The organism is Dietzia sp. 179-F 9C3 NHS (assembly GCF_045369825.1).
Classification (GTDB): Bacteria; Actinomycetota; Actinomycetes; order Mycobacteriales; family Mycobacteriaceae; genus Dietzia.
In genome coordinates this window covers 104,646-125,772 of sequence record NZ_JBIQES010000003.1, presented here as the reverse complement: position 1 = coordinate 125,772, position 21,127 = coordinate 104,646, and the positions used below count along the sequence as shown (strand labels likewise).

20 protein-coding genes are annotated in these 21,127 nt (G+C 72.6%); 10 read left to right on the top strand and 10 right to left on the bottom strand.

The window, feature by feature from the left end; genetic code table 11:
* Nucleotides 1–79: 79 nt before the first annotated feature.
* Nucleotides 80–1,666, top strand: a complete 1,587-nt coding sequence (locus ACH0BZ_RS05130) for a glycerol-3-phosphate dehydrogenase/oxidase (protein ID WP_406896900.1) — start codon at nucleotides 80–82, stop codon at nucleotides 1,664–1,666.
* Here ACH0BZ_RS05130 and ACH0BZ_RS05125 read toward each other — a convergent pair.
* A complete protein-coding gene (locus ACH0BZ_RS05125; protein WP_406896899.1) occupies nucleotides 1,644–2,414 on the bottom strand; it encodes an acetoacetate decarboxylase family protein in 771 nt (256 codons plus the stop codon). The two genes, ACH0BZ_RS05130 and ACH0BZ_RS05125, sit on opposite strands and share 23 nt — an antisense overlap.
* Before the next feature lie 196 nt (nucleotides 2,415–2,610).
* On the opposite strand from ACH0BZ_RS05125, the gene ACH0BZ_RS05120 reads away from it, so the two are divergent.
* On the top strand, nucleotides 2,611–2,796 hold the full coding sequence (locus ACH0BZ_RS05120; RefSeq protein WP_406896898.1) for a hypothetical protein: 186 nt from the start codon (nucleotides 2,611–2,613) through the stop codon (nucleotides 2,794–2,796).
* 51 nt (nucleotides 2,797–2,847) lie between these two features.
* On the opposite strand, the gene aspA is transcribed toward ACH0BZ_RS05120, so the two are convergent.
* A complete protein-coding gene (aspA, locus tag ACH0BZ_RS05115) occupies nucleotides 2,848–4,275 on the bottom strand; it encodes an aspartate ammonia-lyase (RefSeq protein WP_406896897.1) in 1,428 nt (475 codons plus the stop codon).
* A gap of 136 nt (nucleotides 4,276–4,411) precedes the next feature.
* On the opposite strand from aspA, the gene ACH0BZ_RS05110 reads away from it, so the two are divergent.
* Together ACH0BZ_RS05110 and ACH0BZ_RS05105 are read left to right on the top strand one after the other, a co-directional pair.
* Nucleotides 4,412–5,188 (top strand): phosphatase PAP2 family protein, encoded by a 777-nt coding sequence (locus ACH0BZ_RS05110; protein WP_406896896.1) that lies wholly within the window; start codon nucleotides 4,412–4,414, stop codon nucleotides 5,186–5,188.
* The gene (locus ACH0BZ_RS05105) at nucleotides 5,185–5,697 is read left to right on the top strand and encodes an O-acetyl-ADP-ribose deacetylase (RefSeq protein WP_406896895.1); all 513 of its coding nucleotides are present in this window, start codon (nucleotides 5,185–5,187) and stop codon (nucleotides 5,695–5,697) included. The genes ACH0BZ_RS05110 and ACH0BZ_RS05105 overlap by 4 nt, the downstream gene beginning before the upstream one ends.
* On the opposite strand, the gene htpG is transcribed toward ACH0BZ_RS05105, so the two are convergent.
* Nucleotides 5,694–7,670 carry a molecular chaperone HtpG gene (htpG, locus tag ACH0BZ_RS05100; RefSeq protein ID WP_406896894.1) on the bottom strand — a complete coding sequence of 659 codons (1,977 nt, stop codon included), beginning with the start codon at nucleotides 7,668–7,670 and terminating at the stop codon, nucleotides 5,694–5,696. The genes ACH0BZ_RS05105 and htpG overlap by 4 nt on opposite strands.
* Nucleotides 7,671–7,992: 322 nt before the next feature.
* Between htpG and ACH0BZ_RS05095 the strand changes: the two genes are divergently transcribed.
* From ACH0BZ_RS05095 to ACH0BZ_RS05080, 4 genes are all read left to right on the top strand, one after another.
* On the top strand, nucleotides 7,993–9,534 hold the full coding sequence (locus ACH0BZ_RS05095) for a DUF222 domain-containing protein (RefSeq protein ID WP_406896893.1): 1,542 nt from the start codon (nucleotides 7,993–7,995) through the stop codon (nucleotides 9,532–9,534).
* A 79-nt stretch (nucleotides 9,535–9,613) separates the two neighbouring features.
* On the top strand, nucleotides 9,614–10,390 hold the full coding sequence (locus ACH0BZ_RS05090) for an SDR family NAD(P)-dependent oxidoreductase (RefSeq protein ID WP_406896892.1): 777 nt from the start codon (nucleotides 9,614–9,616) through the stop codon (nucleotides 10,388–10,390).
* Nucleotides 10,391–10,540: 150 nt separating this feature from the next.
* Nucleotides 10,541–10,951 carry a hypothetical protein gene (locus tag ACH0BZ_RS05085; protein ID WP_406896891.1) on the top strand — a complete coding sequence of 137 codons (411 nt, stop codon included), beginning with the start codon at nucleotides 10,541–10,543 and terminating at the stop codon, nucleotides 10,949–10,951.
* A 73-nt stretch (nucleotides 10,952–11,024) separates the two neighbouring features.
* Complete coding sequence (locus ACH0BZ_RS05080; protein ID WP_406896890.1) at nucleotides 11,025–12,248, top strand: fatty acid desaturase family protein; 1,224 nt, start codon at nucleotides 11,025–11,027, stop codon at nucleotides 12,246–12,248.
* 43 nt (nucleotides 12,249–12,291) lie between these two features.
* On the opposite strand, the gene ACH0BZ_RS05075 is transcribed toward ACH0BZ_RS05080, so the two are convergent.
* From ACH0BZ_RS05075 to ACH0BZ_RS05060, 4 genes are all read right to left on the bottom strand, one after another.
* A complete protein-coding gene (locus tag ACH0BZ_RS05075) occupies nucleotides 12,292–12,570 on the bottom strand; it encodes a WhiB family transcriptional regulator (protein ID WP_406896889.1) in 279 nt (92 codons plus the stop codon).
* A gap of 228 nt (nucleotides 12,571–12,798) precedes the next feature.
* On the bottom strand, nucleotides 12,799–13,797 hold the full coding sequence (locus tag ACH0BZ_RS05070) for a hypothetical protein (RefSeq protein WP_406896888.1): 999 nt from the start codon (nucleotides 13,795–13,797) through the stop codon (nucleotides 12,799–12,801).
* Between the two features lie 34 nt (nucleotides 13,798–13,831).
* On the bottom strand, nucleotides 13,832–14,386 hold the full coding sequence (locus tag ACH0BZ_RS05065) for a type 1 glutamine amidotransferase domain-containing protein (RefSeq protein WP_406896887.1): 555 nt from the start codon (nucleotides 14,384–14,386) through the stop codon (nucleotides 13,832–13,834).
* Nucleotides 14,383–15,477, bottom strand: a complete 1,095-nt coding sequence (locus tag ACH0BZ_RS05060; protein ID WP_406896886.1) for an iron-containing redox enzyme family protein — start codon at nucleotides 15,475–15,477, stop codon at nucleotides 14,383–14,385. Before ACH0BZ_RS05060 ends, ACH0BZ_RS05065 begins: the two co-directional genes overlap by 4 nt.
* 77 nt (nucleotides 15,478–15,554) lie before the next feature.
* Between ACH0BZ_RS05060 and ACH0BZ_RS05055 the strand changes: the two genes are divergently transcribed.
* The gene (locus tag ACH0BZ_RS05055) at nucleotides 15,555–15,749 is read left to right on the top strand and encodes a CDGSH iron-sulfur domain-containing protein (RefSeq protein ID WP_406896885.1); all 195 of its coding nucleotides are present in this window, start codon (nucleotides 15,555–15,557) and stop codon (nucleotides 15,747–15,749) included.
* Here the strand turns inward: ACH0BZ_RS05055 and ACH0BZ_RS05050 are convergent.
* Nucleotides 15,746–17,308, bottom strand: a complete 1,563-nt coding sequence (locus ACH0BZ_RS05050) for an adenylate/guanylate cyclase domain-containing protein (protein WP_406896884.1) — start codon at nucleotides 17,306–17,308, stop codon at nucleotides 15,746–15,748. The genes ACH0BZ_RS05055 and ACH0BZ_RS05050 overlap by 4 nt on opposite strands.
* Nucleotides 17,309–17,531: 223 nt before the next feature.
* Here ACH0BZ_RS05050 and ACH0BZ_RS05045 point away from each other — a divergent pair, with 223 nt between their 5' ends.
* Nucleotides 17,532–18,923: a DEAD/DEAH box helicase gene (locus tag ACH0BZ_RS05045; RefSeq protein ID WP_406896883.1), complete on the top strand. Its 1,392-nt coding sequence runs from the start codon at nucleotides 17,532–17,534 to the stop codon at nucleotides 18,921–18,923.
* Between the two features lie 127 nt (nucleotides 18,924–19,050).
* Here the strand turns inward: ACH0BZ_RS05045 and ACH0BZ_RS05040 are convergent, their stop codons facing one another.
* Nucleotides 19,051–19,845, bottom strand: coding sequence for a thioesterase family protein (locus ACH0BZ_RS05040; RefSeq protein ID WP_406896882.1), 795 nt, complete (start codon nucleotides 19,843–19,845; stop codon nucleotides 19,051–19,053).
* Nucleotides 19,846–19,865: 20 nt separating this feature from the next.
* On the bottom strand, nucleotides 19,866–21,095 hold the full coding sequence (locus ACH0BZ_RS05035; protein WP_406896881.1) for a fatty acid desaturase family protein: 1,230 nt from the start codon (nucleotides 21,093–21,095) through the stop codon (nucleotides 19,866–19,868).
* Nucleotides 21,096–21,127: the final 32 nt, after the last annotated feature.

Below are 21,127 nucleotides of genomic sequence, written 5' to 3'. Positions count from 1 at the left end.
GAGGCGGGTGTTGTCTGACGGTGACTGAGGGGTCATGCTGGAACGGTAGATCACCCCCTCCCACCCGCGACGAGGTTCCGTGACCCCTCCCGTGTCCCCGCCCGATGCCACCGCGCTGTCGGCCGCCCGCCGCGCCCGCGACCTCACCGTCCTGCGCGAGCGCCGCGACCCAGTCGACCTCGTGGTGATCGGCGGCGGGATCACCGGCGTCGGCATCGCGCTCGACGCCGCCTCCCGCGGCCTCGAGACCGTCCTGCTCGAGGCCCACGACCTGGCCTGGGGCACGAGCCGCTGGTCCTCCAAGCTCGCCCACGGCGGACTGCGCTACCTCGCCTCCGGCGACGTGGGCATCGCACGCCGCTCGGCCGTCGAGCGCGGGATCCTCCTGTCCCGCACGGCCCCGCACCTCACCCGCCCGCTGGCCCAGGTCGTCCCCGTTTACCGCGGCACCCGCCCCGCGCACGCCGTCCTGCCCGGCCTCGGGTTCCTCGCCGGCACCGTCCTCACCCGCCTCGCCCGCACCCGCAGGCGGCTGCTGCCCGGCGCGCGGATCGTCGGGCCCGCCCGGGTGGCCGACCTCGTCCCCGGCGTGCGCCGCGAGGGGCTGCTGTTCGGGCACGTCAACTGGGACTGCCAACTGGTGGACGACGCCCGCCTCGTCGTCGCCGTGGCCCGCACCGCCGCCCGCGAGGGCGCCACGATACTCACCCGGACCCGGGCCGTCGCCGCGTCGGGCACCGAGGTCACCGTGCGCGACGAGCTCGCCGGCGCCGAGTTCGCCCTCCCCGCCCGCGCGGTCGTCAACGCCACCGGCGTATGGGCCGACGAGCTGGCCCCCGGCCTGCGGCTGCGCCCCTCCCGCGGCACCCACCTCGTCGTGCGCGCCGAGGCCCTCGGTCACCCGACGGGCGCGCTCACCGTGGCCGTGCCGGGCAGCACCAACCGCTTCTGCTTCTGCCTCCCGGCCGAGAACGGGCGCGTGTTCGTGGGGCTCACCGACGTCGACGCGCCCGGCCCCGTCCCCGACGTCCCGACCCCCGACGACGACGAGGTGGACTTCCTGCTGGACGTGGTCGGCCGCGCCCTGGCCCGTCCGCTCACCCGCGACGACGTGATCGGCACCTTCGCCGGCCTACGCCCGCTCGTCGAGGCGGGTGCGAGCGTGAGCGCCGCCGACACCGAGACCGCCGACCTGTCCCGCGAGCACGCGATCCTCACCGCCGCGAACGGTCTCGTCACGGTAACCGGCGGCAAGCTCACCGAGTACCGGCTCATGACCGAGCAGGTGGTCGACCTCGTCGTCGGGCGCCTGGCCGGCCGCGCCGCGCGGCCGTGCCGCACCGCCGACCTACCGCTCGTCGGGGCGGGGCGGGACGGGACGCCGGCCCCGTCCGGGGGCGAGCCCCTCCCCGCCCCGCTCGTCGCCCGGTTCGGCGCCGAGGCCCCGGCGGTCGTCGCGGCGTCGCTGCTCGACCGGCCGCTCGACCCGGTGGCGCAGGGCCTCGACGTGACGCGCGCCGAATTCTCCTGGGCGGTGACCCACGAGGGCGCGCTCGACGCCGGCGACGTCCTCGACCGGCGAAGCCGGATCGGCCTCGTGGCCACCGACCGGTCCGCCGCCGAGCCCGCGGCGCGGGAGGCACTCAGAGCCGCTGCGGGGCGCTGAACTCGGCCTCGAACCGCTCGAAGGAGAAGGTGCCGAGCGCGCGGGCGCGGTCCAGCCCGAGCTCCACCACGGCCGTGGCGGTCCGCGCCACGTCGCCGCCGTCCCGCGCCCCCGGCGCGAGCGCCACCCGCGCCCCTCCGAGCGGCCGCACCCGGCCGCCACCCACGCGTGCCCTCGCGCGGACGAGCACCGGCTCGTCGTCGCGGACCTGGACACAGTCCATGCCCAGCGAATGCCGCCCCGGCAACGGGAGCCCACGACGGGTGTCGAACCGCAGGTCCACACCGCCCGCCCCGCCCGAGCCGACCGGGCCGAGCCGGGCGTCGTCGAGCGCGCCGCCGGCCGTGCCCACCATGTCGCCCTTCCACTTGGGAAAGCCCCACAGCTCGTTGCCGGCCGCGAGCGTGAAGTCCTGGTCCACCGGCAGCTCGTGGATGTGTTGCACCACCCCCACCCCGGGCAGCCGCACCTGGAAGGCCAGGCCCACCTCGTGATACGCGCCCAGGACGTTGCCGGGGACGTCGTGGTAACGGACGTGGATCAGCGTGACCGGGGTCCGGCCGCCCGGCAGTGCGACCGGCTCCGCCCCCGCCCGGTCCAGCACCGCCGACTGCCGTCCCCCGGCGATGAGCCGACGCGCCACCGCGGCCCGGGACAGGAACGCGGCGCCCGAGATCGAGGCGGCCACGACGGGGACGGGGAACTCGACGGTGCGACCGGCGACGACCTGGCTCGTGGGAGTGCTCATGAAACGACCGTATCCGCTCGACCCGGTCCGGGTGTCCTGGACCGGCATCGCCCCCGATCATCGGCGCAAAGCGGGTGACAAACGACACTCGTCCGGCCGCTAACGCCCGATTCACCTGCGCCGATAATCGGGTTGTGCGCGGGCAGACCGTCCGCGCCCGGGTCCGCCCGGTTCACCACAAGACAGGGAGCACGCCATGCTCAAGGCCCTCGCCGATTTCCTCGCCCAGTTCGACTTCGCCACCGGCTCCTCGGCCGCGATCAACGCCGTCGTCTCCGACTCGGCCGCCGCCATCGAGAAGTCCTTCGGCTTCGAGAGCTCGCTCGGCCAGATCGCCGTGACCAGCATCGGCCGTGTCGGCGAGGTCCCCACCGCCAAGTGACGGTCCCCACCGCCGAGTAACGCTGTCCGCAAGGCCGGGCCGACGGGCCTCTCAGGCCGTCGGCCCGGCCTTGCGGCCCTTGTACTTGGGCCGCAGCAGGTTGGTGGGCGAGAGGACGTCGTCGACCTCCTCCTCGGTGAGCAGGCCCATCTCCAGCACCACCTCGCGGACGCCGCGCCCGGACCGCGCACACTCCCGTCCCACGAGGTCGCCGTTGTGGTGCCCGATGATCGGGTTGAGGTAGGTGACGATGCCGATCGAGTCCATGACGTTCTGCCGGCACACCTCCTCGTTTGCCGTGATCCCGCGGACGCACTTCTCCGTGAGCGTCTCGAACGCCGTCGTGAGCAGTGAGATGGACTCGAACATGGCCTGCGCGATGACCGGCTCCATCACGTTGAGCTGCAGCTGACCGGCCTCCGCGGCCATGGTCACCGTGACGTCGTTGCCGATGACCTTGAAGCACACCTGGTTGACCACCTCGGGGATCACCGGGTTGACCTTGGCCGGCATGATCGACGACCCCGCCTGCAGCTCCGGCAGATTGATCTCGTTGAGCCCCGCCCGCGGGCCGGACGAGAGCAACCGAAGGTCGTTACAGATCTTGGACACCTTGGCCGCGGCCCGCTTGAGGGCGGCGTGCACGTTGACGTAGTCGCCGGTGTCGCTCGTGGCCTCGATGAGGTTCATCGCCCCGGTCACCGGCAGCCCCGTGACGTCCCGCAGGTGGTGGATCACCGCCCGCCGGTAGTCCGGCGGGGTGTTGACGCCGGTGCCGATGGCCGTGGCCCCGAGGTTGACGTCGAGCAGCATCCTCGCCGCCGTGCCGAGCACGTGGAGCTCCTCGTCGAGCGTCACCGCGAAGCCGCCGAACTCCTGGCCCAGCGACATGGGGACGGCGTCCTGGAGCTGGGTGCGCCCCATTTTGAGGACGTCGCGGAACTCCTCCGACTTGTCGTAGCACGCCTCCCGCAGCGCGACGATCGCCGGCTCGAGGCGCTCGAGCGCGTGCCACAGCGCGATGCGGAACCCCGTCGGGTACGCGTCGTTGGTGGACTGGGAGCGGTTGACGTCGTCGTTCGGGCTAATGATGTCGTAGGAGCCCTTGGGGTGGCCGAGCCGCTCGAGCGCGAGGTTCGCCAGCACCTCGTTGGTGTTCATGTTGACCGACGTGCCGGCGCCGCCCTGGTAGACGCAGGACGGGAACTGGTCCATGCACCGGCCGTCCTCGAGCACCTCGTCGCAGGCACCGATGATCGCCTCCGCCACCGTCGGGTCGAGCACCTCCATCTCGAGGTTCGCCAGCGCGGCGGCCTTCTTGACCATGACCATGCCGCGGACGAAGTCCGGGATGTCGCTGATCGTGGTGGGCGCGATCGGAAAGTTCTCGATCGCCCGCACGGTGTGCACGCCATAGTAGGCGTCCGCCGGTACCTCCCTTGTGCCGAGCAGGTCCTCTTCGGTTCTGGTCTCGCCCATCGCTGGCCTTCCCGTCGCGGTTCAGCACGGCAGTATCCGACGCCAGCCTAAGCTCACCGGGGCGGCGGTGCAGACGATCGTCGGGGAGTGCCCGCGAACCAGTCCGGTGCGCCCCGGCCCCGCCTAGGCTGAACCCATGAGGCTTCCCGATCTCCCCGGCAGCCTGAGCCTGCTGCGCCGCCTCTATCCCTCCGACGGCCTCACCGGCAGCATCATCGATCGCCGCGAGATCCCGCTCCCCGCGAGCACCTGGCCCGTCTTCGGAGTCGCCTTTCTCGGCTTCGCGACCCCGGTCATCGGGTTCGTCGAGCTCGCGGAGCGGATCACCGACGGCGCCAAGTTGCCCTTCGACCAGCCGGTGATGGAGTGGCTGCAGCAGCGGCACTCGCCCGCCACGACCCGCGCCATGCGGGCCGTCACCCACCTCGGCGGCGTCTGGGCGGTGCCCGCCTTCGCGCTCGCCGCCGCCGGCTACCTGGCCTACGTCCGCGGGAGTCGCCGCCCGGCGGCGCTGCTCACCGTGTCCCTGGTGGGGTCGACGACGATCAATTCCGTTCTCAAGATCATGTACCGACGCGAGCGGCCCACGTTCTTCGCCCACATCGTCCAGGAGAAGAGCTACTCCTTCCCCAGCGGCCACGCCATGGCCAGCGCTGCGCTCGCCGCCTGCGCCGGCGTCCTCGCGTGGAAGACCCCGCTACGCTGGCCCGTCATCGCCGGCTCGGCCGCCTACGTCCCCGCGATCGGCGTCACCCGCATGTACCTCGGTGTGCACTTCCCCAGCGACATCCTCGCCGGCTGGTGCGTGAGCGTCGCGTGGGTAGGCGAGGTCGCCACCATCATGTGGCTCACGGACCGGCTCGACTCCTCCCGCACCGACGTCCACTTCCTCGAGGCCGCGGACACCCGATGAGGATCGGCCTTCTCCGCGGCGACATCACCCGACTGTCCGCCGACGCGGTCGTCAACGCCGCCAAGAGCAGCCTGCTCGGCGGGGGCGGCGTGGACGGCGCGATCCACCGCGCCGGCGGCCCCGCGATCCTCGCTGCCTGCCGCGAGCTGCGCGCCGGCCCGCTCCCCGAGGGCCTGCCCACCGGCCACGCGGTGGCCACCACCGCCGGCGACCTGCCCGCCCGGTGGGTGATCCACACCGTGGGGCCGGTGCACGGCCGCACCCCGGGCGGCGCGGCGCGGCTCGCCGACTGCTATCGGAACAGCCTCGCGGTGGCCGACGAGCTCGGCGCCCGCTCGATCGCGTTCCCGCTCATCTCCGCGGGAGCCTACGGGTGGCCGGTCGAGGACGCGATCCGCACCGCCCTGGGCACCCTCCGCGACGCGGGCGCCACCGTCACCTCCGTCGAGGACGCGACGCTGGTCCTGTTCGACGAGCCGACCCTCCGGCTCGCCGAGTCGCTTCTCTAGATCCGGTCGACGAGCAGCTTGGCGAACGCGGCCGGGTCGGCGAGCGCGCCGCCTTCGGCGAGCACCGCCGCCCCCGCGAGGAGCTTGGCCGACTCGGCCAGTCCGGCGGCGGACGCGTCCTCGGCGTGCTGCGCGCGCAGCCGCTGCACGAGCGGGTGCGAAGGGTTGAGCTCGAGGATCCGCTTGCTCGTGGGCATCTCCATGCCCGACGCCCGGTACATGGCCTCGAGCTGCGGCGTCATGTCGAACTCGTCGCCCACCATGCAGGCGGCCGACTCGGTGAGGCGGTGCGACAGCCGCACCTGCTTGACCTGGTCCGCCAACTCCTCGCCCAGCCACGCGAGCAGGTCGGTGAACTCCTCGGCGTCCGGCTCGTCCGCCTTGTCCTCCGCGTCCGCACCAATCCCGGAGAGGTCCACGTCGCCCTTGGCCACGGACCGCAGGCGCCGGCCCTCGACCTCGCCCACGGCGTCCACCCACACCTCATCGACCGGGTCGGTGAGCACGAGCACCTCGACCCCGCGCGCCCGGAACGCCTCGAGGTGCGGCGAGTTCTCCACCGCCTCCCGACTCCGCCCGGTGAGGTAGTAGATCTCCTCCTGCCCCTCGGCCATGCGCTCGACGTACTCGGCGATCGTGGTCGAGGCCTCGGCCGTCGATTCGAACGTGGCCACGGCGAGCAGCTGGTCGCGCGCGTCGTCGCCGCCGGGCGCCGGGATGAGACCCTCCTTGAGGACGGCCCCGAAGTTGGCCCAGAACGTGCGGAACTCCTCCGGACGGTCGGCCCGGAGCTGCTCGATCGTCTGCAGGACCTTGCGCACCAGGCGTTTGCGGATCGCCCGGATCTGACGGTCCTGCTGCAGGATCTCTCGGGAGACGTTGAGCGAGAGATCCTGGGCGTCGACGATCCCCTTGACGAAGCGCAGGAACGGCGGGACCAGCTCCTCGCAGTCGTCCATGATGAACACACGACGGACGTAGAGCTGCACGCCCCGCTTGGTGTCGGGCGAGAACAGGTCAAACGGCACCTGGCTCGGCAGGAAGAGCAGCGCCTGGTACTCGAACGTGCCCTCCGCCTTGAGCGTGATGGTCTCGAGCGGCTCGTCCCACGCGTGTGACACGTGGCGGTAGAACTCGGCGTACTCCTCGGCGGTCACCTCGGAGCGCGGCTTGGTCCACAGCGCCTTCTGGGAGTTGAGCGTGACGGTCTCCGTCACGGTGTCCTCCGCCTGGGGATCGTTGCCCTCGTCGTCGTCACCCGGGTCCCGGACCCCGGCCTCCGGCGCGGGGCGCTCGACCTCCATGCGGATGGGCCAGGCGATGAAGTCCGAGTACGTCCGCACGACCCGGCGCAGCGTGTGCTCGGCGGTGTAGTCCGGCAGCGCCGCGTCGCCGCCGGCCGGCTTGAGCGCGAGCGTGACGGCGGTTCCCTGCGGCGCGTCGACGGCCTCCTCGATGGTGTACGTGCCCTCGCCGCCGGACTCCCAGCGGGTGCCCGTGGCCTCACCGGCCTTGCGCGTGACGAGCGTGACCGTGTCCGCCACCATGAACGTCGAGTAGAAGCCGATACCGAACTGCCCGATGAGATCGGCCGTGGCCTGCTCGCTCAACTCGCCGGACTCCTGCGCCGCGCGCGCCGCCGCCAGGGCCTCCCGCGCCTGCGCCGTGCCCGACTTGGCGAGCGTGCCGATGAGGTCCACGACCTCGTCGCGGGACATGCCGATGCCGTTGTCGCGAATCGTCAGCGTCCGCGCCGCCGCGTCCGGCTCGAGCTGGATGTGCAGGTCGGTGGTGTCCACCCCGAGGCTCGCGTCCTGGAGGGCGGCCAACCGGAGCTTGTCGAGGGCGTCCGAGGAGTTCGAGACGACCTCACGGAGGAACGTGTCCGGATTCGAGTACACCGAGTGGATCATCAGATCCAGCAACTGGCGGGTCTCGGCCTGGAACTCCCTGGTCTCGGCGGCGGGGCTCATGGCTGTGCGGGTTCCTTTCTCGGGACGCTTCGACGGAACCAACCTATCCGTCGGGTCGGACATTCCCGCCGGGGCCCGGTACACCGCCACCGGCCGTGCCCTGGACGGGGGCTTCAGGGCACCGCAGGTCAGGGCGCGTTCACCAGTGACGGTGGGCGGCCGGGCCGGCCGCCCGCCCGCGGCGGGAGCCACCCCGGTGACCCGGGGGCGCCCAGGACGGGGGGTTCAGGGCACCGCAGGTCATCGCCGGTTCGGTGACGACGACGAGGTGCGCCACCGGCAACACGAGTTCGCTGTCCGACCTCGAACATACGATCGAGTCATGACCACCGCACAGACCTTCACCACCCCCGCCGCCGACGGAACGGCCTCCGCCCCCGAAGGGTTCGTCTACCTCGACACCTCCGGGCTACCCGTGTTGGTCCCCGAGGCCTACGACCGTTGGGGACCGACACAGCAACGCGGCTACCTCGCCCAGCGGCACATCAACGCCGCCGAGGCCCGCTCCGTGACGTACGCCTACGACTGCCTGCGCGAGGCCGGCGACACCGGCCCCGGCGAGATGCCCGACGGCCGGCCCGACGGGCGCGACCCCCACGACATCGCCGCCGCAACCCTCCGCACCGCCATGGCCCTGTCCCGACGTGCCGCCTCCCGCCTGATCGACACCGCCGTGGACTTCACCGAACGACTTCCGCGCTGCCTCGCCCTCCTCACGGCCGGATGGATCGGCCTGTACGCCGCCCACACCATCGCCGAGGAGACCCGCACGGTTGCCGACGAGTACATGCCCGCCCTCGACGCCCTCATCGCCGGACAACTGGCCCCCACCCGCCGACGCACCCACCCGCCCTGTATCGGCCCCCTGCGCAAGATGGTCACCAAGGCCATCCTGCGCACCGACCCCGTCGGCGCCGCCGCCCGCGCCAAGACCGCCGCCCGCGGCCAGGACGTCACCCTGACCCCGGTGGGCGACGATCTGACCGAGATCTCCGCCCTGGTCACTGCCGACACGGGGGCCGAGATCATGGACCGGGTCAACGCCCTGGCCCGCACCGCCGACCCCGACGACCCCCGCAGCATCGGCGAACTCCGCGCCGCCGGCCTGCTGGCCCTGTCCCGTGGCTGGACCAGCCTGCCCGATCCCGACGGAAACCTGCCAGGCGACCCGGACGCCCAGCCCGCCGTCCGCCGCGTCCTGCTGCACCTCTATCACCACGAGGGCACCACCGATCTGGCCGGCTACGGCCCCGTCACCAATCACACCCTGGCCCGTCTGCTGCACACCGCGGAGCCCCGGGTGAGCGACCTCGCCGACCTGGCCGACCGCGCGAGCGCCGCAGCCAGCCGCTACAGCCCCTCCGACGCGCTGCGCCACTTCTGCCAGGGCCGCGACGGCACCTGTGTCTTCCCCGGCTGCCAGGCGGAGGCCACGCACACCGACCTCGACCACATCATCCCGTTCGACCACGACGACCCCGCGGCGGGTGGGCGCACCACCAGCGACGACCTCGGCGGGTTGTGCAGGCACGACCACAACCTCAAGACCGAGGGCATCTGGGTCTACTGGCGCAATCCCGACGGCAGCTATACCTGGGCCCACGGCCCCAACCATCCCGACCCCGACCCCGGTGTCGCCATCACCGTCGAGCCCACCGGTCCCCTGGCCCACCTCGCAGCGCCCCGGGACCCCGAGACCAGCGCCCGCCAACGCCGCGCAGCGGAGGAGGGCGAGACCGGCAGCGCGCGCACGCGCCGCCGGCGCCCGCACCGCCGCGACCGGCGCGCCGAGCAACGCCGACGCCTCCGCGCCGAGGACCACCAGCACCTCCACCCCGACACCGAGGACCCTCCGCCGTTCTGACCGATCGGCAGGTCAGGGCGGGCGGGGATAACCCCGGTCTCCGCCGCTCCGGCCGGTCGTACTTGTTACCGTTTGACCCATGGAGATCAACGGAGCAAGTGCCATCGTCACGGGCGGGGCGTCGGGTATCGGCGCCGCCGTCGTCCGCCGGCTCGCCGCCGCGGGAGCCAAGGTCGTCGTCGCGGACCTCAACGCCGAGAAGGGCGAGGCCCTGGCGAACGAGGTCGGCGGCGTGTTCGTCACCGTGGACGTCACCCAGACCGAGCAGAACCAGGCCGCCGTCGAGAAGGCCCTCGAGCTCGGACCGCTGCGCTACCTCGTCAACTCGGCCGGTATCGGCCACGCGCAGCGCACGATCGGGCGCGACGGCGAGTTCTCGTCCGCGTTCGACATCAACGCGTTCCGCAAGGTCATCGAGATCAACCTCATCGGCTCCTTCGACATGCTGCGCCTGGCCGCCACGGCGATGAGCCGTGGCGAGGGCGACACCGACGGCAACAAGGGCGCGATCGTCAACCTCGCGTCGGTGGCGGCGTTCGACGGCCAGATCGGCCAGGCCGCCTACTCGGCGTCGAAGGGCGGCATCGTGGGTATCACGCTGCCCGTGGCCCGCGACCTCGCGGCGGCCGGCATCCGTCTCAACACCGTCGCGCCCGGCCTCATCGACACCCCGATCTACGGCGAGGGCCCGGAGTCGGAGGCGTTCAAGGCCAAGCTCGGCGAGTCCGTCCTGTTCCCCAAGCGTCTCGGCGAGGGCGACGAGCTCGCCTCCATGGTCATGGAGCTGCTCACCAACCCCTACATGAACGCCCAGACCGTGCGTGTCGACGGCGGCATCCGGATGCCACCGAAGTGAGCTGACGGCTCACCACCCACCACCGCGGGCCCCGCCGGAGAAGTTTCCGGCGGGGCCCGCGCCGTGTCGGCAGGGTGTCGGCAGCGCGACACCCTGGCCGGAGCATTAAAAGATGGTTATGCCCAGTCGCACACGAGCGGGAGGCCGGGGATGGACACCACGACGCGCACGAGGACGATCGCGGCCGGAGCGCTGACGGCCGGACTGCTCGGCCTGTCCGCCTGTTCCGGTGGGAGTGACGGCGAGGGCGACGATGCCGTCAACGACGCCGTCACCGGCGCCGACACGGGTGCCTCGATCGAGGCGACGGGCGGGGACGACTCGTACGAGGAGCGGCTCACGCCGGTCGCGTCGATCAGGAACGCGACCGACGTCCGGGTCGAGGGCGACGACGCGTGGGTCACGGTGCCGACCGAATCGACGTCCGCGACCGCGATGCTCGACTGCCTACAACTCCTCCCGGCCCGGCAAGACGGGGAGACCCTCACGGTGATCTACTCCGACGGCGTCGAGGAACTGTGCGAGTGGCCAGACGACCACACTGACGAGGGCGGCCGTTAGACCACCGCCGGGTCCGCCGCCGTCGGGGACCGGACCGGTCGACAGGCGCGGCGAACCTCCGTACCGTCGGGCCATGGCGATCTCAGACGTCGAGGCGTACGCCCATCTGTCCCCCGAGGACGTGGAGGAGATCGGTGCCGAACTCGAGGCGATCCGCGAGGAGATCGTGGAGGACCTCGGCGAGCGCGACCGCCGCTACGTCCGGAACACGATCCGGCTGCAGCGCGGGCTCGTCGCGGGCGGCCGCGTGGTCCTGCTGTTCTCGGGCTACCGTCCCGCGTGGCTCCTGGGCACCGGGTTGCTCGCGGCCGGGAAGATCATCGAGAACATGGAGCTCGGGCACAACGTGATGCACGGGCAGTGGGACTGGATGAACGACCCCGAGATCCACTCCAGCAATTGGGAGTGGGACATCGTGGGCATCTCCGAGCACTGGAAGGCCACCCACAACCACCATCACCACACGTACACGAACATCATCGGGATGGACGACGACGTGGGCTACGGCGTGGTGCGGGTAACTCGCGACCAGCCGTGGCACCCGGCGTTCGCCGGGAACCTGCTGTGGAACGCGATGCTCGCGTTCGCGTTCCAGTGGGGCGTAGGGGTCCAGCACCTCGAGATCGCGCCGGGGACCATCAACTCGTCCGGCTGGGGCGAGCAGAAGAAACGCATCGGCCAGTTCCTCCGCAAGGCCCGGCGCCAGGTGGGCAAGGACTACGTGTGGCTCCCGCTGCTCTCGGGCCCCAATTGGAAGACGACGATCACGGCCAACGCGACCGCCAACGTCATCCGGAACCTCTGGTCCAATGCGGTGATCTTCTGCGGGCACTTCCCGGACGGCGCCGATAAGTTCACTCTCGAGGACCTGGAGGACGAGTCGCAGGCGCAGTGGTACCTGCGGCAGATGCTCGGCTCCGCCAACTTCACCGGCGGACCGCTCACCCACTTCATGTCCGGCAACCTGTCGTACCAGATCGAGCACCACCTCTACCCGACCCTGCCGTCCAACCGGTACGGGCAGATCGCGGAGAAGGTGCAGGAGGTCTGCCGACGGTGGGACCTGCCGTACACGACCGGGCCGCTCTACAAGCAGTACTGGCAGTCGTGGCGGACCATCGCCAAGCTCTCGCTGCCGGACCGCTTCCTCACGGACACCAGCGACGACGCACCGGAGACGCGCTCGGAGAAGATGTTCGACGGCGAGCCGCGCACCTACGACGACCACACGGGACCGCGCTCGGGCCTGGTGACCGCGCTGCGGCACCACCGCGCCCGGCGCGCGCGGACTGGCTGAGCCGGTCCGTCTGAGCCGGGCCGCCTGAGCCGGGCCGCCCGGGTCAGCCGGTCCGGTGCCGGCCGGCCAGCTTGTGCCGGTCGGACTCGGTCAGGCCGCCCCAGACGCCGTAGAGCTCCTTGGACTCCATGGCGAACTGCCGGCAGGTGTCGAGGACGGGGCACGTGTCGCAGACCGCCACGGCCTTCTGCTCTTTGCGCCGCCGCTCGCCCTTGCTCTCGTCTTCGGTGCTGTAGAAGAGGTCCTCGTGGCCGAGGCACGCTCCGTCGTCACGCCAGGACCAGAAGTCCGACGTGGGGGTGAGGTTCCGGAATCTGGGCACACCGCATCCCTTCTCATGGCTTAGCTGGAGTGCCCATCGGCGGGCCCTGGGTCCATACAGTTGTCAACCGTAATGACATGTCGGGGGACCAGAGAGGAATCGCTAGTAGAAGCCAGGGCTTTCCCCCAGACTTCTCGGCTGCCACGACTCTTTACGCCTGTAGACCTCGGTTTTTGTCTCGCACGGGCACAGAGTGAGAGTTCCGTCATCCATTCGCCCGGGGCACCGTCAACCGGCGCGGGAGGTGGCCTCGGCAACGCCGCGGACCACGTCGGCGGCCCTCTCGGCCGCCCCGTCGACCCGCCACCGCGCCCTGATCCCGGTGACCTCGCCGTCGGCGACCCCGCCGAGTCGGCGGCACACCACCTCCGCGACCTCCGAGGGACCGTCGCCGTACGAACGGACCTCCGCGCCCGGGAGCCCCTCGAGCGCCCGCGCCGTGGCGGCGTGCTCGCCGTGCGGCCGCCACTCGGGCACCACCACCAGTGGTACGTCGGCGCACGCGGCATCGGCCACGGAGGACTGCCCGGCGCCGGTCACCACGACGTCGGCGGAACTGATCTCGGGCCACGGATCGTCGAGCCACCGACCGTCGGGCCCGCCGACCTCGAGCCAGTCTGAGCCGCACGCCCGGGACACGCGCGATCGGACGGCCCGCCAGAACCTGTGGTCGCCCACCGTCGTCGAGCTGTTGAGGTGGACCACCCGCGGCCGTCGACACAGCCGTCGGCGGTGGCGGGGCCGGGGCTCCGGCTCGCGGTGCTCGAACCGGGACAGGCCCCCGATCTCCGACACCCTCCCACGGCCCGCCCCCGCGACGGCCGCCGGGTGGGCGCCCGCGGGCCACGGGGCCAGCAGCACGTCCGCGGCCCGGCACCCCAGCCGGTGCTGCTCGTCCGACCGCGCTCCGGGGGTGAGGGTGGCGACCAGCGGGGTCGCCGTCATCCGGACCGCGAGCGCCATCTCGGGGCTGGCGTCCACCCACAGGGCGCGCGGACGGACCCGGTCGAGCCAGGTGACGGCGGCGCGGCGGGCGGACAGCGTCGCCTCGCCCGGCCGCTCGCAGGGGAGGTGGACCACGGGGAGATCGGGCGGGAGCACCGCCGGGTCCAGGCTTCCGGTGACGAGGAGCGTGACGTCGTCGTGACCTTCCCGCAGGGCCCGCACGACCGGGGCGACGCGGTGGAGATGCCCGCGCCCCCGGTTGTGGACGTACACCCCGATCACGACGCCCCGCCGGTCCGTTCGGTTCGGCCCGCGCTCAGTCGGCTCCGCGGATCGCGCCGAGGATCGCCTCGCAGAAGGCGGGGAGGTCGTCGGGGCTGCGGCTGGTGAACACGCCGTCGTCGCTGACCAGCTCCTCGTCCACCCACTCAGCGCCGGCGTTGACGAGGTCCGTGCGGAGGCTCGGGTACGAGGTGACCCTCCGTCCGCGGACGACGTCGGCCTCGATGAGCACCCACGCCGCGTGGCAGATGGAGAATACGGGCTTTCCGGCCTCGACCATCTCGCGGACGATCGTCACGGCCTGCTCGTCCTGCCGCAGCGCGTCCGGGTTGGCGACGCCGCCGGGCAGGACGAGGACGTCGATATCCTCCGCGGTGATGTCGCCTGTCGTGCGGTCGACGGTCTGCGTGCCGGCCGGGGTGAGGTGGTCGACGAGCTCGACCTCGCCCGTGGCGGTGCTCACGAGGACCGGGGTGTGCCCGGCCTCGGTCACCGCGCCCCACGGCTCGGTGAGCTCGACGCGCTCGATCCCCTCGGTGGCCACGAGAAAGGCGACGGTTCGGGTGTCAGGATCCTGGGTCTCGGTCATGACCCGATCGTGGGTCCGGTGAGGGGGCCTTCGCAACCGGTCCGGCCGGCCTCCCAGGCGGCCATCAGGTGACGGCCCACGTCGGCGTCCAGATGCAGGGCCGCACGGAAGCCGACGACCACGTCCGGCATCAACCCGGGCTCGGCGCGGACCAGCGGCGCCACCATGCCGTGGAGCGCGACCTGCTCGTGCACGGCGTCCGCCTCGACGTGCTCGGAGAAGTAGAGCGAGGCCTCCGGTCCGAAGCCGAGGCGCTCGAGCCCGTCGGCGTAGCGACGGTTGGGCAGCGAGGACGTGGACTCGAGCGCCGCGAGGTGGCCGACGAGAGCGCCCCGGAGCCGCCGCCGCGAGGCGAACAGGGTCATCGCGTTGGACCAGGCCAGCACGACGGCCGGCGCGTCCCCGACGTGGGCGCCGTAGGCGTCGTCCAGGTCCAGGGCCCGCATCGTGTCGGCGAACAGGGTCGAGTGCATCCGGCGCCCGCGCCCACAGCCGTACTCGTCGTTCTGGATCTCGGCGAGCGCCGATTTGGCCGGGCCGGTGATCCACGCCAGCGCCGCGGAGTGCGGGTCCGCCTCGCGGAGGTGGTAGAGCGAGCGGAACCGGACGAGGTCGCGGTAGTGCTCGACGGTGCCCTCGCGGGCCAGGTGGGAGGAGAGTGACGGCGAGTCGACCGCCTCGAGCTCCGCGCGCAGACGCGCGACCGGGTCGTCCTCACCGAGTGGCTCCACCGGCCCGACCCGATCCCGGATCGCGGACTCGACGGCGTCGCCGAGCAGCAGCCGCACGGTGGCCACCGCGGGGTGCTCGTTCCAGTCCGGGTCCACGCCCACGAGGCCGCGGTAGGCGAGCTCCTGGAGGGTGAAGAACGTGCGCTGCGCGTCGAGGTCGGCGAGCAGGCCCCGGTCCGCGGGCAGCTCTTCCAGCGCGGCGCGCAGGCCGGCGGGCAGTGTGGTGGGCAGAGCGGCGTCGAGGTCGCGGTGGGGCGTGCCCGCGAGGAGCTCCCGCACGCCCTCCCCGAGCAGGCCCGCCGGCGCCGGGACCGGAGCCGGCCCGAGGGAGGGTGCGAGTGCGGGTGCGGGTGCCGTCATGGGATCAGACCGTACCCACGCGGGGGCCCGGCCTCATCCGGTCGACCCGGGCGGGGATCCGTGATCGGATCGGGGACATGTCCGAGGAGACGGAGATCATGGTGACCCCCGACGGCCCGCTGGTCGTGCGCGGTGACTTCGTCGTCGTCGACACCCAGGGGGTCCCGGTGGAGCGCCGACGCGACACGGTGGCGCTGTGCCGCTGCGGACGCTCCCGGATCCAGCCCTACTGCGACGGCAGCCACGCCGCGGGCCGGCCCGTCACCGGCTAGCCGGCCGGCACGCACAGTTCCGTGGGTTCCGTCCGGCCGCGCACCACCTCGGAGCCGACCGTCTCCCACCGCGCGGACTCGTCCGCGGCGGCCGCGGCCACCGCCGCCCCCGAGGCGAGCAGCAGGCCGGGGCGCTCCTTGGCGAGCTCGCACAGGCGGGAGGCCTCGTTGACCGCGTCGCCGATCACGGTGTACTCGAAGCGGTCGTCGGCGCCGACGTAGCCCGCGACCACCTCGCCGAAGGAGGCGCCGATCCCGGCGCGGCACCCCGGGACGCGCTGCGGTAGCCGGTCCGCGAGGTCCCGGGCGCAGGCCAGCGCCGCTCCGGCGGGGTCGTCGAGGCGATTGGGCGCGCCGAAGACGACGAGGGCGGCGTCGCCGAGGAACTTATCGATGATGCCGTCGTGCTCGTCGACCGTCTCCACCACCACCCGGAAGAAGCGGTTGAGCACCTCCACCACCTCGGCGGGGTCGCGGTCCACCGCCATCTCCGTGGAGCCGATGATGTCCACGAACACCACCCCGACCCGCGAGCCGCGGCCGCCCAGTTCGGGGTCGCGCTCCTCGGCCGCCTCGGCCACGGCGCGGCCCACGTGCCGGCCGAACAGGTCGCGCAGCCGTTCCCGCTCCTGCAGTCCCTCCGCCATCCGGTTGAAGCCGCTCTGCAGGCGCCCGAGCTCCGAGCCGTCGTAGACCACCACCCGGCGCGACAGCTCGCCCTCGGTGAGGTCCTCCATCGCCCACCGCACACTGCGGACGGGGGCGAGCAGCGACGCCGCCAACATCCTGATGAGCAGGTACCCGATGAGCAGGGAGGTGCCGCCCAGGACGAGGATCACCACGGAGAGGCGTTCGGCCGTGATGTCGCGGCCCGCGAGCGTGTAGACCGCGACGATGATGAGGCCCAGGATCGGGATTCCGCTGCCGAGCGCCCACATCACGCGCACCCGCGTCATCGCGCCCGCCGTGCGTGAGGTGGGGGCCGCGACGTCGTGGTCGGACGCGAGCGCGAGCGCGGCGACCGGGCGCAGGCCGAACTCGGCGTAGAGGTAGGCCGCCCCGCACACGACGAGCCCCGAGAAGACGATCGTGAAGCCGACCGGGGCGATAGCGTCCGGGTCGACCAGCCCGTACGCGGTGGTGACGACCACCGCGCCGAGCATCCACAGGAACGCCTGGGCCAGCGTGAGCCGCCACGGCACCCGCAGGGCCTTCTTCCGCTCGGCCGGGGTGGGCTCGCGGGACTCGAGCGACCAGCGCAGGTCCCGCCGCGCGGCCAGCCCCGCCCACAGGGCGCCGACGACGGTCGCCGCGGTCACGTACACCGGGGTGACGATCGCCGTGGGCACGACGAACCGCGCGGTGAGCAGGAACGGGCCCGGGAGGACAAAGAAGACGAGCGTGGTGGAGATCGCCACACCCACGAGGTTGGAGGCCAGCAGCGAGACCACCAGCAGGGCCTGGACCCGCAGGCTCCGCCGGCGCGGTGACTCCCCCGTCCGGCCGAGCAGCACCGACCCGAGGTCCGGGCGGCGCAGGAAGGACAGGTCGAGGCGCACGGCTCCGATCGTGCCATCTGCGTCACACCCGGTCCGCGGGAATGGGCCGGAGCCCGGCCGGGGCGTAGGGTGGACGTGTCGGCCCGCACCACGCTTGCCTGAAAGCCGACCTGGTAGTCGACCTCCCCGTGGTCGCGCACCGGACGGGTCGCCTCCGCGACCCCCACCCGCGAGCACGCCGGGCAAGACGCACCATCCCACCCGTAGTACGGAGCACCCTTCCTTGTCTCGTTCCTTCGCCGACCTCGGCGTCCCGTCCCCCCTGCTCGACGTCCTCTCGGGCGCCGGCATCATCTCCCCCACCCCCATCCAGGCCGCCACGCTGCCCGACGCGCTGGCCGGCCGCGACGTCCTCGGCCGGGGCCGCACCGGCTCCGGCAAGACCTACGCGTTCTGCCTACCGCTCGTCGCGCGCCTTTCCGCCTCGGGCACCCGCCGCACCGCAGGCGCCCCGCGCGGGCTCATCCTGGCACCCACCCGCGAGCTCGCCCGGCAGATCGACGAGACCCTCGCCCCGCTCGCGCAGGCCATGGGGATGCGCACCACCGTGATCTTCGGCGGCGTCTCCCAGGGCCGGCAGGTCTCCGCACTCGAGCGCGGCGTCGACATCGTGGTGGCCTGCCCCGGCCGGCTAGAGGACCTCATCAGGCAGAAGCACTGCCGGCTCGACGCGGTCGAGGTGAGCGTCCTCGACGAGGCCGACCACATGGCCGACCTCGGCTTCCTGCCCGGCGTCACGCGCCTGCTCGACGCCACCCCCCGGGGCGCGCAGCGTCTGCTGTTCTCCGCGACCCTCGACGGCGGCGTGGGGACGTTGGTGCGGAAGTTCCTCGTGGAGCCCGTCGAGCACAGCGTCGACGACGGCACCGCCACCCCCGGCCCGACCGCCCACCTCATGGTCCGCGTGGAGTCCGACGACCGCATTCGTGCCCTGGCCGACCTCGCCGGCTCGAGCCCCCGCACGGTCGTGTTCACCCGCACCAAGCACGGCGCCAAGCGGCTGGCCAAGCAACTCACGAGCCGCGGCGTGACCAGTGTGGACCTGCACGGCAACCTGTCGCAGAACGCGCGGGTGCGCAACCTCGAGGCCTTCTCCTCGGGCGACGCCACCGCGCTCGTGGCCACCGACATCGCCGCCCGCGGCATCCACGTGGACGACGTGGGCCTGGTCGTCCACGCCGACCCGCCGGCCGAGCACAAAGCGTACGTCCACCGCTCCGGCCGCACCGCGCGCGCGGGTGCCGTGGGCACGGTCGTCACCGTCGCGACCGACGACCAGGTCCGCGAGGTGCGGTCCCTGCTGCGCGCCGCGGGCGTGACGGCAGGCGAGATCGTCCTGCCCACGGGCGCCGACGCCGCGGCCGCCCTGGCCGACGCGCCGGAGCCGCCCCCGCACGTGCCCGCCGGATCGTCCGGATCCGCCGGGCAGTCCGTGCGGTCGCAGCAGCGGGGTCGGTCCGGAGACGGCCGTCGCCGGCGTCGGGGCTCCGGCGGGGGCCGGCAGGGTGGCGGGGGCCGGCAGGGTGGCGGTGCCCAGCAGCAGGCGCAGCCCCGCGTGCCCGCGTCGAGCCGGGGCGGACAGCGCCGCCGGGCCAGCAGGGCCGCGGGCGCCTGATCCACCCCGCCCTGGGGGGTTGCGCTTCTTTTCGGCTCCCGATCGGATGCACACCCCTCGCCGTGCGCGACAGGGAGGATGCGCAATCCGCGGTCCCCGCGAGCGTCCGCGGTCCCTGCGAGCGTTGTCAGCCGAAGACGGTGATCGTCTGCCGACTGATCGCGACCGGCGTCCCGTCGGGGCGCCACAGCATGGCATGGGTGTGGGCGTAGCCGTCGCGGGCGGCGTCGGTGGTGGCCTCGTAGGCGAAGCGACCGTCGGTGGCGAGTCCGCCCTCGCCGAGCTCGGCGACCAGCTCCAGCGTCCAGGTGAGGCTGCTGGCGGGGGCGAAGCCGGAGAGCATCTGGATAGCGGCGGGCGGCCACGCGTCGGCTATCGCGACGAGGTGCTCCTCCCCGAACACGTCCGGCGTCTCGCGCAGGGCGGTCCACCCGGAGAGCTCGCCCGCGTCGGCGCCGCTGAAGGGGATCTGTCCGCCCACCTGCCGCAGGTCGACGAACCGGTAGAACTCGGGGGTGAGGCCCTCCATATAGGGGAACGGCTCGATCGCGTCGGCGTCACCCAGGTCCGGCATCGGGTGCGCGGGCGCCATGGCCAGGGCCGACTCGCGGTGGCGGCCGAAGCTCGCGAGCGCGGTGGCCACCACGGCGCCGTCCTGCCGGAGTGTGGCCTGGCACTGCGTGACGTTGGAGCCGGCGCGCAGGACCTCGGCCGTCACCTCGGCGGTGCCGGGGGTGGCGGGGCTCACGAACGAGACGGTGAGCGAGCGCAGCGGGTGGCGCTCGGGCAGCGTGCCCTTGGCCGCGGACAGCAGCAGCGCCCCGGTGAGCCCGCCGTAGATGGCGCGGCCCTGCGTCCACCCGTCCTCGATCTCCACGGTCCCGCCGGCGGCGGCGGCATCCAGCATGTCCTGCAGCGGCATGCGGTCAGTCTGCCAGGCGCTCAGCGCGCGGCCGCGGCCCGGCCTCGGCTGCGGCGGACCAGCGCGGCGGCGGCGAGCGCGGCCCCCAGGCCGGTGACGGCACGACGGGAGGGCAGGGCGTCGAACATCCGCTCGCTGCGGGTCTCGGGGGCGTCGTCGGCGGTGCGGCGCAGGAAGCGGTCGGGCAGCGAGAGCCGGGCGATGGTGCGCCACGACTGCAGGTACTGGGCCCACAGCGGGCCGGAGACGTACGGCAGGTCGTAGCGCGCGCAGAGCTCCCGGACGCGCAGGGAGACCTCGGCGTATCGGTTGGACGGCAGGTCCGGGAACATGTGGTGCTCGATCTGGTACGAGAGGTTCCCGGAGAGCAGGTCCATGGCGGGGCCGCCGTCGAGGTTGGCGCTGCCGAGCATCTGGCGCAGGTACCACTCGGCGCGGGTCTCGTTCTCCACGTCCTGGACGGAGAACAGCTCGGCGCCGTCGGGGAAGTGGCCACAGAAGATCACGGCGTTGGTCCAGATATTGCGGATCACGTTGGCGGTGAGCGTGGCGGCGAGGACGCGGCGGCCATCGGACCAGGCGATGGCGGGGTAGGCCACGTAGTCCTTGAAGAGCTGCCTGCCGACCTTGCGGAGGAACCCGCGCGCGGTGGCCCGCTCGGCCTCGGTGGCGTCGAACCCGGGCAGCGCGGCGCGCAGGGTCACGCGCTGCAGGCCGATCCCCCACTCGAACCCGGCCATGAGGAGGGTGTTGACGAGCAGGTTGGCGGCGTACCGCGGCTCCCATTCGACGTCGCGGGTCACGCGCAGGACGCCGAAGCCCACGTCGTCGTCCATCCCCACGATGTTCGTGTACTTGTGGTGCAGGTGGTTGTGGGTGTGCTTCCAGTCGGCGGAGTTGCCGACCAGATCCCACTCCCAGGTGGTGGAGTGGATCTCCGGGTCGTTCATCCAGTCCCACTGCCCGTGCATCACGTTGTGCCCGAGTTCCATGTTCTCGAGGATCTTGGCCACGCCGAGCGCGCCGGCGCCGAGCACCCACGCGGTCCGGTTGGCGGCGCCCACGTGCAGAACAGCGCGCGCCCCCAGCTCGAGGGCGCGCTGAAAACGGATCACTCTATGGATGTAGCGGTAGTCGCGCTCGCCGAGATCGGCCACGACGTCGGCGCGGATCGCGTCGAGCTCGCGCCCGAACTCCTCGACCTGCTCGGGCGACAGGTGCGCGTATTCGCGAACATCGGTGATGGCCATAGCGTCCAGAGTAGGCCCCCCCCGGGCCCGCA